This is a genomic window from Streptomyces sp. S6 (genome assembly GCF_054880855.1).
In genome coordinates this window covers 1-13,520 of sequence record NZ_JBTYMC010000182.1, presented here as the reverse complement: position 1 = coordinate 13,520, position 13,520 = coordinate 1, and the positions used below count along the sequence as shown (strand labels likewise).

Sequence of the window (13,520 nt, the reverse complement as noted above, 5' to 3'; positions counted from 1 at the left end):
GCTGCCCCGGCTCGGTCAGCACGGCCGCCAGCGCGTCCGGGCCGTCGTCCGCCGCGAGCCGCTCGAAGAGCGCGCCCCCGCCGGACTCCCGCCGTAAGCGTTCCGTGAGTGATCGCAACTCTTCGTCCATGGTGCCGAGCGTAGGCGGGGTACGACCGGGAAGGGAGCGGGTTCACCAAGTCCGTCCGCTCCAGGGGCTGGCGCGCTCGTTACTCGCCGGTTAAGCTCAGACGAGCGGGACACCCTCCCGCACATCTCCTCATGGCGGCCTGGTGACGCAGCCGCCACGGGTAGCACGACCCGGCTCCGGGACAGGGCCGGTCGGTTCAGCAGGACGCCGTACGACCGGCGGGCGTGTGCGCGCCCCCGCCTGCGGCCCCGGGCGTGTGCGCTCGCAGCCCGGTATCACCCGCACCTTCCGCGCCCCGCGCGCCCCTTCGGCGCACCCGGCGCTCTCCCAGTCGTCACCTCTCCCCTGGAGTCCCTCGATGGCCACTCCCCTGTCCCCTTCTTCCCCCGTCTCTCCCGACGCCGCCGCCTCCCTGCGGACCGTCGCCGTCGTCGGTCTCGGCACCATGGGCGCCGGTATCACCGAGATCCTCGCGAAGGCCGGCCGCCGGGTGATCGGCATCGACGTCAGCGCCGTCCAGGCGGCCCGCTGCGTCGCCGCGCTGGAGACCTCCACCGCCCGCGCCGTGGCCCGCGGCCGGCTCACCGAGCGGCAGCGTGCGGACGCGCTCGCCCTGGTCGGCACGGGCACCGACCTGCGGGCGGCGGCGGACGCCGATCTGGTGATCGAGGTCGCGCCGGAGTCGTACGAGATCAAGCAGCGGCTCTTCCGCGAACTGGACGCGATCGTGCGGCCGGACACGATCCTCGCGACGGGGACGAACGCCCTGTCCGTGACCCGCCTCGCGGCCGAGTCGGCGCGTCCGGAGCGGGTTCTCGGACTGCACTTCTTCAACCCGGCGCCCGCGATGAAGCTCGTCGAGGTCGTCTCGTCGGTGCTGACCGCCCCGCAGGCCGTCGCGCGGGTCACCGCACTCGCCCTCGACCTGGGCAAGGAGCCGGTGGCGGTCGGCGACCGGCCGGGGTTCGTCGCGGACGGCCTGCTGTTCGGCTACCTCAACCAGGCGGCGGCGATGTACGAGTCGCGGTACGCCTCCCGCGAGGACATCGACGCGGCGATGCGTCTGGGCTGCGGCCTGCCGATGGGCCCGCTGGCCCTGCTCGACCTGATCGGCATCGACACCGCGCGCACCGTCCTGGACGCCATGTACGCCGCCTCCCACGACCGCCTGCACGCCCCCGCGCCGATCCTGGGGCAGCTCAGCGAGGCCGGTCTGACCGGCCGCAAGGCGGGCCGCGGCTTCTACACGTACGACGCCCCCGGCAGCTCCGCCGTCGTCCCCGACGCCCTCACCCCGGTCCCCGGCGCCTCCGGCGTCCCCGGCCGCCGTGTCCGCCGCGTCGGCGTCGCCGGGTCCGGGACCATGGCGTCCGGCATCGCCGAGGTCTTCGCGAAGGCCGGGTACGACGTCGTCCTCGCCGCCCGCACCGAGGAGAAGGCGGCCCTCGCGAAGGCCCGGATCGGGACGTCGTTCGCGCGGTCCGTCGGCAAGGGGCGCCTCAGCGCCGAGGCGGCGGCCCGAGCACTGGACCGGATCCTGCCCGCCGGTTCGTACGACGCGTTCGCGGACGTCGACCTCGCCGTCGAGGCGGTCGCGGAGGATCTCGCGGTCAAGCAGCAGTTGTTCGCGACGTTGGACAAGGTGTGCAAGCCGGGGGCGGTGCTGGCGACGACGACGTCGTCGTTGCCGGTGATCGCGTGCGCGCGGGCGACGTCGCGGCCCCAGGACGTCGTCGGCATGCACTTCTTCAACCCGGCACCGGCGATGAAGCTGGTCGAGGTCGTCCGTACAGTGTTGACGGCGGAAGACGTCCGATCAACGGTTGACGAAGTCTGTGCAGGGATCAAGAAACATCCCGTCAACTGTGGAGACCGGGCCGGGTTCATCGTGAATGCCCTGCTGTTCCCGTATCTCAACAACGCGATCAAGATGGTGCAGGAACACTATGCGTCTCTTGACGACATCGACGCGGCGATGAAGCTGGGCGGCGGTTACCCGATGGGCCCCTTCGAGCTGCTGGACGTCGTCGGTCTGGACGTCTCCCTCGCCATCGAGAAGGTCCTGCACCGCGAGTTCCGCGACCCCGGCCTCGCGCCGGCGCCGCTCCTGGAGCACCTGGTCGCCGCGGGCTGCCTCGGCCGCAAGACGGGCCGCGGCTTCCGCGAGCATGCGAGGCGCTGACACCTCCCGAGGACCGGCGGACCGGGGCGGGCTGCTCGATTCCGCAGGCCGGACGGACCCCGGACCTGCGCACCGAACTGCGCACATGCAGTACGTTCGGGTCATGTCCCAGCCCGCCAAGTCCTCCCGTACCCCCGCCTCGTCCGACGCGCCGGAGAGTGCCGCAGGCACCCGTGCCGCCGCCCAGCGGCTCAAGATGCGCCGAGAACTGGCAGCCGCCGCGATGGAACTGTTCGCGACGAAGGGCTACGAGGCGACCACCGTCGACGAGATCGCGGCAGCCGCCGGGGTCGCGCGCCGCACCTTCTTCCGCCACTTCCGCTCGAAGGAGGAGGCGATCTTCCCGGACCACGACGACACCCTGGTCCGCGCGGAGGCGGTGCTGAACGCCGCCCCGGCCCACGAGCACCCCCTCGACACCGTGTGCCGCGGCATCAAGGAGGTCATGCGGATGTACGCGGCGCGGCCGGAGATCTCGGTCGCCCGCTACAAGCTGACGCGCGAGGTGCCCACCCTGCGCGAGGCGGAGATCGCCTCGGTGGCCCGCTACGAGCGCCTGTTCACCCGCTATCTCCTGGGCCACTTCGACGAGCACGCGCACGACGACGACGCGAACGACGACCCGCTGCTGGCCGAGGTCGCCGCGTCCGCCGTCGTCACCGCGCACAACCACGTCCTGCGGCGCTGGCTGCGCGCGGGCGGCCAGGGCGACGTGGAGGCGCAGCTCGACCACGCCTTCGCGATCGTGCGCCGCACGTTCGGCACCGGCATCGGACCGGGCCGCGCGGTGACGCCCCCGTCCGCCGCCGGGCCGGCCCCGGTGTCGTCGGTGGGACAGGGCGAGGTGCTGGTGACGGTCGCCCGCACGGACGCCCCGCTGGACGAGGTCATGCGGGCCATCGAGCAGGCGCTCAAGGAGCGCTGACCCCACAAGAACATCTCTGTGACGACGGCCACCCCACCGGGTGGCCGTTTTGGCATGCCAGGGCACGTTTTCACACACCCTTGGACCCCCACTTGATCGATCATCGCTCACTTGTCAAGTAAAGAATTCACCTGAGCGCAATTCCTGGCACCCAGTGCCTTGCAGGGTGACACGGGGTGCCATACCTTGAAGTCGTCCGGGTGGCCGGCGCACGGCGAACAGCCGTCCGCCGGTTGTCCCCGCGCACCACGTCGCCGCGCACCCGGACGCCTGCGTCACAGGCAACCTCCCGCGCCACAAAGCGCCGCCGCACCTCGCACGAGCCAGCACCCTCACCGCGCCCTCCCCTCAGGGGCGCACACCGCCGGAGGCAACACCGTGACCGTGAAGGACTTCCTGGAGGCGATCCAGTCGCCGGAGAGCACCTCCGCCGACTTCGCCGCCCTCCCGCTGCCCGAGTCGTACCGCGCGATCACCGTGCACAAGGACGAGACGGAGATGTTCGCGGGGATGCGGACCCGCGACAAGGACCCGCGCAAGTCGCTGCACCTGGACGAGGTGCGCGTGCCCGAACTCGGCCCGGGTGAGGCCCTGGTGGCGGTCATGGCGTCGTCCGTGAACTACAACTCCGTGTGGACGTCGATCTTCGAGCCGCTCTCCACGTTCGGGTTCCTGGAGCGCTACGGCAAGGTCAGCGAGCTGACGCGGCGCCACGACCTGCCGTACCACGTCATCGGCTCCGACCTCGCGGGCGTCGTCCTGCGCACCGGCCCCGGAGTCAACGCCTGGCGGCCCGGGGACGAGGTCGTCGCGCACTGCCTGTCCGTCGAACTGGAGTCGTCCGACGGCCACAACGACACGATGCTCGACCCGGAGCAGCGCATCTGGGGCTTCGAGACGAACTTCGGGGGCCTCGCGGAGATCGCGCTCGTCAAGTCGAACCAGCTGATGCCGAAGCCGGACCACCTCAGCTGGGAGGAGGCCGCCTCGCCGGGGCTGGTCAACTCGACGGCGTACCGGCAGCTCGTCTCGCGCAACGGCGCCGGGATGAAGCAGGGCGACAACGTGCTGATCTGGGGCGCGAGCGGCGGACTCGGGTCGTACGCCACGCAGTTCGCGCTGGCCGGCGGCGCCACCCCGATCTGTGTCGTCTCCAGCCCGCGGAAGGCGGAGATCTGCCGCCGGATGGGCGCGGAGGCGGTCATCGACCGGACCGCCGAGGACTTCAAGTTCTGGAAGGACGAGCACACCCAGGACCCGAAGGAGTGGAAGCGCTTCGGCAAGCGCATCCGGGAGCTGACCGGCGGCGAGGACGTCGACATCGTCTTCGAGCACCCGGGCCGCGAGACCTTCGGCGCCTCGGTGTACGTCACCCGCAAGGGCGGCACGGTCGTCACCTGCGCCTCCACCTCCGGCTACACCCACGAGTACGACAACCGCTACCTGTGGATGTCCCTCAAGCGGATCGTCGGCTCGCACTTCGCCAACTACCGCGAGGCGTGGGAGGCCAACCGCCTCGTCGCCAAGGGGAAGATCCACCCGACGCTCTCCAAGGTGTACGCCCTGGAGGAGACCGGCCAGGCCGCGTACGACGTCCACCGCAACCTCCACCAGGGCAAGGTCGGGGTGCTCTGTCTCGCGCCCGAGGAAGGGCTCGGCGTGCGCGACCACGCCAGGCGCGAGCAGCACATCGACGCCATCAACCGCTTCCGGAACGTCTGAGGGCATCCGATGACAGAGCGCCAGAAGGACCGGCCGTGGCTCATGCGGACGTACGCCGGGCACTCCACCGCCGAGGCGTCCAACGAGCTGTACCGCCGCAACCTCGACAAGGGGCAGACGGGCCTGTCGGTCGCCTTCGACCTGCCGACCCAGACCGGCTACGACCCCGACCACGTCCTCGCGCGCGGCGAGGTCGGCCGGGTGGGCGTCCCGGTGGCCCACCTCGGTGACATGCGGCGGCTGTTCCAGGACATCCCCCTGGAGCGGATGAACACCTCGATGACGATCAACGCGACCGCGATGTGGCTGCTGGCGCTCTATCAGGTCGTCGCCGAGGAACAGGGCGCGGACGTCGCACAGCTCCAGGGGACGACACAGAACGACATCGTCAAGGAGTACCTGTCGCGGGGGACGCACGTCTTCCCGCCGGGCCCTTCCCTGCGGCTGACGACGGACATGATCTGTTACACGGTCAACCACATGCCGAAGTGGAACCCGATCAACATATGCAGCTATCACCTCCAGGAGGCGGGCGCGACGCCGGTCCAGGAGATCGCGTACGCCATGTCGACGGCGGTCGCGGTGCTGGACGCGGTGTTCGCGTCCGGGCAGATCGACGACGACCGAAAGGGTGACGTCGTCGGCCGCATCTCCTTCTTCGTCAACGCGGGGGTCCGTTTCATCGAGGAGATGTGCAAGATGCGGGCGTTCGGCCGCATCTGGGACCGGATCACGCGGGAGCGGTACGGCATCGAGGACCCCAAGCAGCGCCGGTTCCGTTACGGCGTGCAGGTCAACTCGCTGGGGCTGACGGAGGCGCAGCCGGAGAACAACGTCCAGCGGATCGTGCTGGAGATGCTCGCGGTGACGCTGTCGAAGGACGCCCGCGCGCGGGCCGTGCAGTTGCCGGCGTGGAACGAGGCGCTGGGGCTGCCGAGGCCGTGGGACCAGCAGTGGTCGCTGCGGATCCAGCAGGTGCTGGCGCACGAGAGCGATCTGCTGGAGTACGAGGACATCTTCGCCGGGTCGCACGTCGTCGAGAAGAAGGTGGACGCGCTGGTCGCGGACTCCCTCGCGGAGATGGCGCGGATCCAGGAGATGGGCGGGGCGATGGCCGCCGTGGAGTCGGGGTACCTGAAGTCGCAGCTGGTGGCGTCGCACGCGGAGCGCCGGGCACGTATTGAGTCCGGTCAAGAGTTGATCGTCGGCGTCAATGCGTTCAACACGACCGAGCCCAATCCACTGACCGCCGATCTCGGTCAAGCGATCCAGACAGTCGATCCGGCTGTCGAGGAACGTGTCGTCGCGGCCGTCGGGAACTGGCGGACCACCCGTCAGGAGTCGTCCGACCGGCAGGGCATGGGCGACCCGTTCCACTACCCGACCGTCCGGCAGGCCCTCGACCGGCTCAAGGAGGCCGCGCGGGGCGAGGAGAACCTGATGGAGGCCACCCTGGAGTGCGCCCGCGCGGGGATCACGACCGGCGAGTGGGCGGGCGCGCTGCGGGAGGTGTTCGGCGAGTTCCGGGCGCCCACGGGTGTCTCGTCGGCGCCGGTCGCCGTCCCCGTCGCGGAGGGCTCGGCGCTCGCCGAGGTGCGCCGCCGGGTGGACGTCACCGCGCGGGACCTGGGCTCCGGGAGGCTGCGGTTCCTGGTGGGGAAGCCGGGGCTCGACGGGCACTCCAACGGCGCCGAGCAGATCGCCGTGCGGGCGCGGGACGCCGGGTTCGAGGTGGTCTACCAGGGGATCCGGCTGACGCCCGAGCAGATCGTGGACGCGGCGCTGGCGGAGGACGTGCACGCCGTCGGCCTGTCGATCCTGTCCGGGTCGCACGCCCGGCTGGTGCCGGATGTACTGGACCGGCTGCGTGTGGCCGGTGCCACAGACATTCCGGTGATCGCCGGTGGCATCATCCCCAGCGGTGACGCCGACGAGCTGCGGGCCGCGGGTGTGGCCGCGGTCTTCACCCCGAAGGACTTCGACATCACCGGGATCATCGGCCGCATCGTCGACGAGATCCGCAAAGCGAACCGGCTCGACCCCCTGGAGGTCCCCGCATGACGCCCGTCAACCGCCTGCGCCCCCGCCGCTCCTGTCTCGCCGTGCCGGGCAGCAACCCGCGCTTCCTGGAGAAGGCCCAGGGCCTCCCGGCGGACCAGGTGTTCCTGGACCTGGAGGACGCGTGCGCGCCGCTCGCGAAGCCGGAGGCGCGGCACACCGTCGTCAAGTTCCTCAACGAGGGCGACTGGACGGGCAAGACGAGGGTGGTGCGCGTCAACGACTGGACGACGGAGTGGACGTACCGGGACGTCGTCACGGTCGTCGAGGGCGCCGGCCACAACCTCGACTGCGTCATGCTGCCGAAGGTGCAGAACGCGCAGCAGATCGTGGCGCTCGACCTCCTCCTGACGCAGATCGAGAAGACGATGGGCTTCGAGGTCGGCCGCATCGGTATTGAGGCCCAGATCGAGAATGCACAGGGACTCAACAACGTCAATGAGATCGCCCAGGCCAGTCAACGTGTCGAGACGATCATCTTCGGCCCGGCCGACTTCATGGCGTCGATCAACATGAAGTCCCTCGTGGTCGGCGAGCAGCCGCCGGGCTACCCGGCGGACGCCTATCACTACATCCTCATGAAGATCCTGATGGCGGCCCGCGCGAACGACCTCCAGGCGATCGACGGCCCCTATCTCCAGATCCGCAACGTCGACGGCTACCGCGAGGTCGCCGGCCGTGCCGCCGCGCTCGGGTTCGACGGCAAGTGGGTGCTGCACCCGGGTCAGGTCGAGGCGTCCAACGAGATCTTCTCGCCGTCGCAGGAGGACTTCGACCACGCGGAGCTGATCCTCGACGCGTACGAGTACCACACGTCCGAGGCGGGCGGGAGGAAGGGCTCGGCGATGCTCGGCGACGAGATGATCGACGAGGCGAGCCGCAAGATGGCCCTGGTCGTCTCCGGCAAGGGCAGGGCGGCGGGGATGACCCGGACGTCGAAGTTCGAGATCCCGGAGGCGTGAGACAGATGCAGTTCGGGCGCACCTACGAGGAGTTCGAGGTCGGGGCGGTGTACAAGCACTGGCCCGGGAAGACGGTCACGGAGTACGACGACCACCTCTTCTGCCTCCTCACCATGAACCACCACCCGCTCCACATGGACGCCAACTACGCCGAGAACACGACGGACTTCGGCAGGAACGTGGTGGTCGGGAACTACGTCTACTCCCTGCTGCTCGGCATGTCGGTGCCGGACGTCTCCGGCAAGGCGATCGCCAACCTGGAGATCGAGTCGCTGAAGCACGTGGCGCCGACGTTCCACGGAGACACCGTCTACGGGCAGACGACGGTGCTGGACAAGTGGCCGTCGAAGTCGAAGGACGACCGAGGGATCGTGCACGTCGAGACCAAGGGCTACAAGCAGGACGGCACGCTGGTCTGCGTGTTCCGCCGCAAGGTCATGGTGCCGACGCGGACGTACATCGAGGAGCGCGGCGGCGAGCAGCCCGGCCGCCCGGAACTTCAGGAGGGCTGAGAGACCATGGCACGCCTCGCACAGACCGCCGGCCTCACCGACGTACAGGCCGAGATCCTGTCCACCGTCAGGGACTTCGTCGACAAGGAGATCATCCCGGTCGCGACCGAGCTGGAGCACCGGGACGAGTACCCGCAAGCGATCGTGGACGGCCTGCGGGAGCTCGGCCTGTTCGGGCTGATGATCCCGGAGGAGTACGGCGGTCTGGGCGAGTCGCTCCTGACGTACGCGCTGTGCGTGGAGGAGATCGCCCGGGGCTGGATGTCGGTGTCCGGGATCATCAACACGCACTTCATCGTGGCGTACATGCTGAAGCAGCACGGCACGCGGGAGCAGAAGGAGTACTTCCTGCCGCGGATGGCCGCCGGGGACGTCAGGGGGGCGTTCTCGATGTCGGAGCCGGGCCTGGGCTCCGACGTGTCGGCGATCACGTCGAAAGCGGTCAGGGACGGCGACGAGTACGTCCTGAACGGTCAGAAGATGTGGCTGACGAACGGCGGGACGTCGTCACTGGTGGCGGTTCTCGTACGAAGTGACGAAGGACACGACCCTTCGGAGGCGGCGGCCAAGCCGCACAAGGCGATGACGACGTTCCTGGTGGAGAAAGAGCCCGGGTTCGGGGAGGTGCGTCCGGGTCTGACGATCCCCGGGAAGATCGAGAAGATGGGGTACAAGGGCGTCGATACGACCGAGCTGGTCATGTCTGACCTGCGGGTTCCCGCGAACCGTGTACTGGGCGGGACCACCGGCCGAGGTTTTTACCAAATGATGGACGGAGTCGAGGTCGGCCGCGTGAACGTGGCGGCGCGTGGCTGCGGCGTCGCTCAGCGCGCCTTCGAGCTGGGTGTCCGGTACGCCCAGGAACGGCACACCTTCGGCAAGCCGATCGCCCAGCACCAGGCGATCCAGTTCAAGCTCGCGGAGATGGCTACCAAGGTCGAGGCCGCCCATGCGATGATGGTCAATGCGGCACGCAAAAAGGACTCGGGTGAGCGAAACGACCTTGAGGCCGGGATGGCGAAGTACCTCGCCTCCGAGTACTGCAAGGAGGTGGTCGAGGACGCCTTCCGGATCCACGGCGGCTACGGCTTCTCCAAGGAGTACGAGATCGAGCGTCTGTACCGCGAGGCGCCGATGCTCCTGATCGGTGAGGGCACCGCCGAGATCCAGAAAATGATCATCGGCCGGAGGCTGCTCGAAGAGTATCGGTTCCACGGCTAGATATACCGGTTGGGGGTGTTTTCTTCGAGAAGAAGGTCACACCCCGTCAATCGCTCTCAGCCGCCGACTCGTCTTCCTGGCTTACCCAGTTGTGGTCGTGAACCGCTACGATCGCCGGAAAGCCGCCGTCCCCCGTTTCGAGCGCGGCATCATCCGCTACGAAGGTCATCCATGCCCCACAGCCAAACCTCTGCACCTCGCGACAGCCTCGCTGCCGTACGCCTTGCGCGCGGAGCATCGCCGTGGCTTCTCCCGACCGTCGCCACCGCCGCCGTCAGCCTCCTGCGCGCCCGCCGCTCCGGCGCCGCGAAGGCCGTCGCCGTGCCCGCCACCGCACTCGCGGCGGGCATGCTGTGGTTCTTCCGCGACCCCGAGCGAGAGATCGCCTCGGGCCGGGTCATCTCCCCCGCCGACGGCGTGGTGCAGAGCATCATGCCGTGGAAGGACGGACGGACCCGGGTCGCGATCTTCATGAGCCCGCTCAACGTGCACGTCAACCGCGCGCCCCTGGCCGGCACGGTGACCTCCGTGGAACACGTCCCGGGCGGCTTCGTCCCGGCGTTCAACAAGGAGAGCGAGCACAACGAGCGGGTCGTCTGGCACTTCGACACCGAACTCGGTGACATCGAGATGATCCAGATCGCTGGCACGGTCGCCCGTCGCATCGTCCCCTACATCCCTGAGGGCACGAAGGTCGAGCAGGGTGAGCGCATCGGTCTGATCCGGTTCGGTTCGCGCGTGGACGTCTACCTTCCCGAGGGCATCGAGGCCGCTGTCGAGGTCGGGCAGAAGACCGTGGCGGGGGTGACTCGTCTTGACCGTGATTGACCCTGAGACGCAGACCGGCTGGGTGCCGGAGGCCGAGGAGACGGACGAAGAGGAGGAGATGCCCCTCTCTCTGCGGCTGTCGATAGCGGACGCCCTCACCCTCGGCAACGCGACGTGCGGCTTCATGGCGGTGTACTTCACCACCACCGGCATCCTCATCCCGCACCTCACCGGCAGCCAGGAGTCCGGCATGGCGCGCAGCAGCGCCGCCACCGCCGTCATCCTCATGCTCTGCGCGGCCGTCTTCGACCTGTTCGACGGGCTCGTCGCCCGCAAGCTGCGCTCGTCCCCGATGGGCGCGGAGCTGGACAACCTCTCCGACCTGGTCAGCTTCGGGCTGGCCCCGGCGTACTTCGTCCTGGTCTACGGCATGGTCGCCAACGACGCGCACCAGCGGGTGGCGGCGGTCGGCGCGGTCGTGGTGCTGCTCGCGGTGGTGCTGAGACTCGCGCGCTTCTCGTGCGTGACACCCGCGAACGGCATGTTCCAGGGCATGCCGTCGCCGTTCGGCGCGCTGACGGTCGTCGCGATCGTCCTGCTGGAGCTGCCGTTCGTGGCGACGGTTCTGGCGATCGTCGGGACGGCGTGGCTGATGGTGAGCCGGGTCGAGTACCCGAAGCCGCGCGGACCGCTCGCGGGGGCGATGCTCGCGTGGATCGTCCTGTCGATGGGAATGCTCGCGGCCTGGGCGTTCGGCGCCCCCGGCGGCCAGCTCCTCCTCCAGACGGGGTGCGCGCTCCAGCTCGTCATGGGCGCGGTCATCCCCCTGTTCGCCACGGCCCGCCGGGTGAACAACTTCCGCGGCAACCGCCGCGAGGCGCGGACGGCACAACTGCCGTAACCGCTTGCTCCACGTACGACACCGAGGCGCCCCGGACCGCAGAGGTCCGGGGCGCTTCAGCGTTCCTGGGGTGCGGGGGCGCTGAGGCTGCCGAGGATCTCCAGGAGTTCGGCGCTGCGGCTGCCGGGGACGGCGTGGAAGACGACCAGGGACAGGCCGTCGTACCCGTCGACCGTGAGCTTGTGCTTGTACAGCTCCAGCTCGCCGACCAGGGGGTGGCGCGTCCTGATCGCGTACTCCATCTGGCGCTGGACCTGGTGGCGTGCCCACAGGGTGCGGAAGCGGTCGCTGCCCCGGGACAGTTCGTCGACCAGGGTGTGCAGGCGCGGGTCGGCGGCGTCGGTCCTGGCGCGGAGCACGGCCACGGCGTCCTCGGTGATCCGCTCCCAGTTCTCGTGGTGGTCCTGGTCGGCCGGGCCGAGGAACAGCGAGCGCAGCAGGTTGCCGCCGACGTGGTACTTCGGGGAGAGGGCGGCGGCCATCGCGTTGACGGCGAGGACGTCGGTGAGCCGGTTCTGGACGTAGGCGGGGTGGCGGTCCCAGGTGCCGAGGAGCTGCCGCAGGCCGTCGGGGACCCGCTCGACGCCCTGCCGTCCGGTACGGCTGCGGGGGCGGGTCAGGCCGAGGAGGTAGGCGGTGGTGTCGGTGTCGAGGCGCAGCACGCGCGCGATGGCCTCCAGGACCTGCGCGGAGGGGTTGCGGTCGCGGCCCTGTTCCAGGCGCAGGTAGTAGTCCGCGCTGATCCCCGCGAGCAGCGCGACCTCCTCCCGGCGCAGCCCCGGCACTCTGCGCAGCCCGCCGCCGGGCAGCCCCACGTCCTCGGGCCGCACCAGCGCCCTGCGGGCCTTCAGGAACTCGCCGAGCGCGTTCTCGTCCATGGCCCCACCGTACGGCCGTCCCGCGCGCCGGTGCCTGGTCCTGTCACCCCCAGGAACAGCGGGGCGTAACCACGTCCGGGTCCGGCGGCGCAGGCTCGACACACAGAAACCGGACGTAGAAACAGGTGAACCGGCATGACCTCGACTCCCCTGCCCGGCGGGACGATCACTCCGGCCCCGGGCCTGACGCTGACCCGGATGGGATACGGCGCGATGCAGCTCGCCGGGCCCGGTGTGTCCGGCCCGCCGAAGGACCGTGCCGCCGCGATCGCGGTGCTGCGGGCGGCCGTCGACGCGGGCGTCACGCACATCGACACCGCCGACTTCTACGGGCCGACGGTCGTCAACGAGCTGATCCGTGAGGCCCTGCACCCCTACCCCGCCGAGCTGCGGATCGTCACGAAGGTGGGGTGCCGGCGTGGGCCGGACGGTTCCTGGAACCTCACCCGGGACCCCGACGACCTGCGCGCCCAGGTCCACGACAACCTGAAGCACCTCGATGTGGAGACGCTCGACGTCGTCAATCTGCGCTTCGGCACGCGGCAGGGTACGAACGACGAGTCCGTCGCGGAGGCGTTCGCCGCGCTCGCCGAGCTGCGCGAGGAGGGGCTGATCCGGCATCTCGGGCTGAGCACGGTCACGTCCGCGCAGGTCACGGAGGCGCAGGGGATCGCGCCCGTGGTGACCGTGCAGAACCTCTACAACCTGGCCCATCGGGAGGACGACGCGCTCGTCGACCGGTGCGCGGCGGAGGGGATCATGTACGCCCCGTACTTTCCGCTCGGCGGGTTCACGCCGCTCCAGTCGCGGACGCTGGCGGATGTCGCGGCCCGGCTCGGGGCGTCGCCGCAGCAGGTGGCGTTGGCGTGGCTGCTGCGGAGGTCTCCGGCGATCGCGCTGATTCCGGGGACGTCTTCGGTGGTGCATCTGCGGGAGAATCTGGCGGCGGCGGGGGTGGTGCTGCCGGAGGAGGCCGTGGTGGAGCTGGATGGAATCGGGGCCGGGGGGAGGTAGCGAGGTTTGGTCATACCAGCCGATGACCGTACGTCCTCTCAGACCAGCAGGTCCCGCGCGATCCGCTCCGCCACCCTCTCCAGGATCGGTCCCGCCTCCGCGATGCACCGGGAGACGTCCGGTTCGACCTCGGTGAGCGGGTACGCGCGGCGGATGCCCGCGCCGGTGAGGGCTTCCGGGGTGAGGGCGAGGCGACCGCAGACGGCGACGACGTCCTTGCCGGCGGCGCGGGCGGCGGCGGCGACGC

General features: G+C 69.9%; 12 protein-coding genes and 1 pseudogene. 10 read left to right on the top strand and 3 right to left on the bottom strand.

Going from position 1 to position 13,520, the window contains the following annotated elements:
- Positions 1-130: pseudogene (locus tag ACVNF4_RS23085) on the bottom strand (adenylosuccinate lyase); the annotation flags it as partial.
- A gap of 358 nt (positions 131-488) precedes the next feature.
- Between ACVNF4_RS23085 and ACVNF4_RS23080 the strand changes: the two are divergent.
- The 9 genes from ACVNF4_RS23080 (at position 489) to pssA (ending at position 11,381) form a co-directional block, all read left to right on the top strand.
- Positions 489-2,312, top strand: a complete 1,824-nt coding sequence (locus ACVNF4_RS23080; protein WP_461804775.1) for a 3-hydroxyacyl-CoA dehydrogenase family protein — start codon at positions 489-491, stop codon at positions 2,310-2,312.
- Positions 2,313-2,397: 85 nt separating this feature from the next.
- Positions 2,398-3,237 carry a TetR family transcriptional regulator gene (locus ACVNF4_RS23075; protein ID WP_461804774.1) on the top strand — a complete coding sequence of 280 codons (840 nt, stop codon included), beginning with the start codon at positions 2,398-2,400 and terminating at the stop codon, positions 3,235-3,237.
- A 384-nt stretch (positions 3,238-3,621) separates the two neighbouring features.
- Positions 3,622-4,959, top strand: coding sequence for a crotonyl-CoA carboxylase/reductase (gene ccrA / locus ACVNF4_RS23070; RefSeq protein WP_461804777.1), 1,338 nt, complete (start codon positions 3,622-3,624; stop codon positions 4,957-4,959).
- Between the two features lie 9 nt (positions 4,960-4,968).
- Positions 4,969-7,020, top strand: a complete 2,052-nt coding sequence (locus ACVNF4_RS23065; RefSeq protein ID WP_461804773.1) for a protein meaA — start codon at positions 4,969-4,971, stop codon at positions 7,018-7,020.
- Positions 7,017-7,979: an HpcH/HpaI aldolase/citrate lyase family protein gene (locus ACVNF4_RS23060; protein WP_461804772.1), complete on the top strand. Its 963-nt coding sequence runs from the start codon at positions 7,017-7,019 to the stop codon at positions 7,977-7,979. Before ACVNF4_RS23065 ends, ACVNF4_RS23060 begins: the two co-directional genes overlap by 4 nt.
- A 5-nt stretch (positions 7,980-7,984) precedes the next feature.
- Entirely contained in the window at positions 7,985-8,491 is a 507-nt protein-coding gene (locus tag ACVNF4_RS23055) for a MaoC family dehydratase (RefSeq protein ID WP_461804776.1), read from the top strand.
- A gap of 6 nt (positions 8,492-8,497) precedes the next feature.
- Complete coding sequence (locus tag ACVNF4_RS23050; protein ID WP_461804771.1) at positions 8,498-9,712, top strand: acyl-CoA dehydrogenase family protein; 1,215 nt, start codon at positions 8,498-8,500, stop codon at positions 9,710-9,712.
- Positions 9,713-9,883: 171 nt separating this feature from the next.
- Complete coding sequence (locus ACVNF4_RS23045; protein ID WP_461804770.1) at positions 9,884-10,540, top strand: phosphatidylserine decarboxylase; 657 nt, start codon at positions 9,884-9,886, stop codon at positions 10,538-10,540.
- Positions 10,527-11,381, top strand: a complete 855-nt coding sequence (gene pssA, locus ACVNF4_RS23040; RefSeq protein WP_461804769.1) for a CDP-diacylglycerol--serine O-phosphatidyltransferase — start codon at positions 10,527-10,529, stop codon at positions 11,379-11,381. The genes ACVNF4_RS23045 and pssA overlap by 14 nt, the downstream gene beginning before the upstream one ends.
- 56 nt (positions 11,382-11,437) lie before the next feature.
- Here pssA and ACVNF4_RS23035 read toward each other — a convergent pair whose 3' ends face one another.
- Positions 11,438-12,259 carry a helix-turn-helix domain-containing protein gene (locus tag ACVNF4_RS23035; protein ID WP_461804768.1) on the bottom strand — a complete coding sequence of 274 codons (822 nt, stop codon included), beginning with the start codon at positions 12,257-12,259 and terminating at the stop codon, positions 11,438-11,440.
- 135 nt (positions 12,260-12,394) lie between these two features.
- On the opposite strand from ACVNF4_RS23035, the gene ACVNF4_RS23030 reads away from it, so the two are divergent.
- The gene (locus ACVNF4_RS23030) at positions 12,395-13,273 is read left to right on the top strand and encodes an oxidoreductase (RefSeq protein ID WP_461804767.1); all 879 of its coding nucleotides are present in this window, start codon (positions 12,395-12,397) and stop codon (positions 13,271-13,273) included.
- 38 nt (positions 13,274-13,311) lie between these two features.
- Here ACVNF4_RS23030 and ACVNF4_RS23025 read toward each other — a convergent pair.
- Positions 13,312-13,520 (bottom strand): glycerate kinase (locus ACVNF4_RS23025; protein WP_461804766.1); only part of this gene is annotated, 209 nt, incomplete at its 5' end.

Coding starts and splice junctions, on each gene's coding strand:
- ACVNF4_RS23080 (WP_461804775.1), top strand. CDS start 489: ATGGCCACTCCCCTGTCCCCTTCTTCCCCCGTCTCTCCCGACGCCGCC.
- ACVNF4_RS23075 (WP_461804774.1), top strand. CDS start 2,398: ATGCAGTACGTTCGGGTCATGTCCCAGCCCGCCAAGTCCTCCCGTACC.
- ACVNF4_RS23065 (WP_461804773.1), top strand. CDS start 4,969: ATGACAGAGCGCCAGAAGGACCGGCCGTGGCTCATGCGGACGTACGCC.
- ACVNF4_RS23060 (WP_461804772.1), top strand. CDS start 7,017: ATGACGCCCGTCAACCGCCTGCGCCCCCGCCGCTCCTGTCTCGCCGTG.
- ACVNF4_RS23055 (WP_461804776.1), top strand. CDS start 7,985: ATGCAGTTCGGGCGCACCTACGAGGAGTTCGAGGTCGGGGCGGTGTAC.
- ACVNF4_RS23050 (WP_461804771.1), top strand. CDS start 8,498: ATGGCACGCCTCGCACAGACCGCCGGCCTCACCGACGTACAGGCCGAG.
- ACVNF4_RS23045 (WP_461804770.1), top strand. CDS start 9,884: ATGCCCCACAGCCAAACCTCTGCACCTCGCGACAGCCTCGCTGCCGTA.
- ACVNF4_RS23035 (WP_461804768.1), bottom strand. CDS start 12,259: ATGGACGAGAACGCGCTCGGCGAGTTCCTGAAGGCCCGCAGGGCGCTG.
- ACVNF4_RS23030 (WP_461804767.1), top strand. CDS start 12,395: ATGACCTCGACTCCCCTGCCCGGCGGGACGATCACTCCGGCCCCGGGC.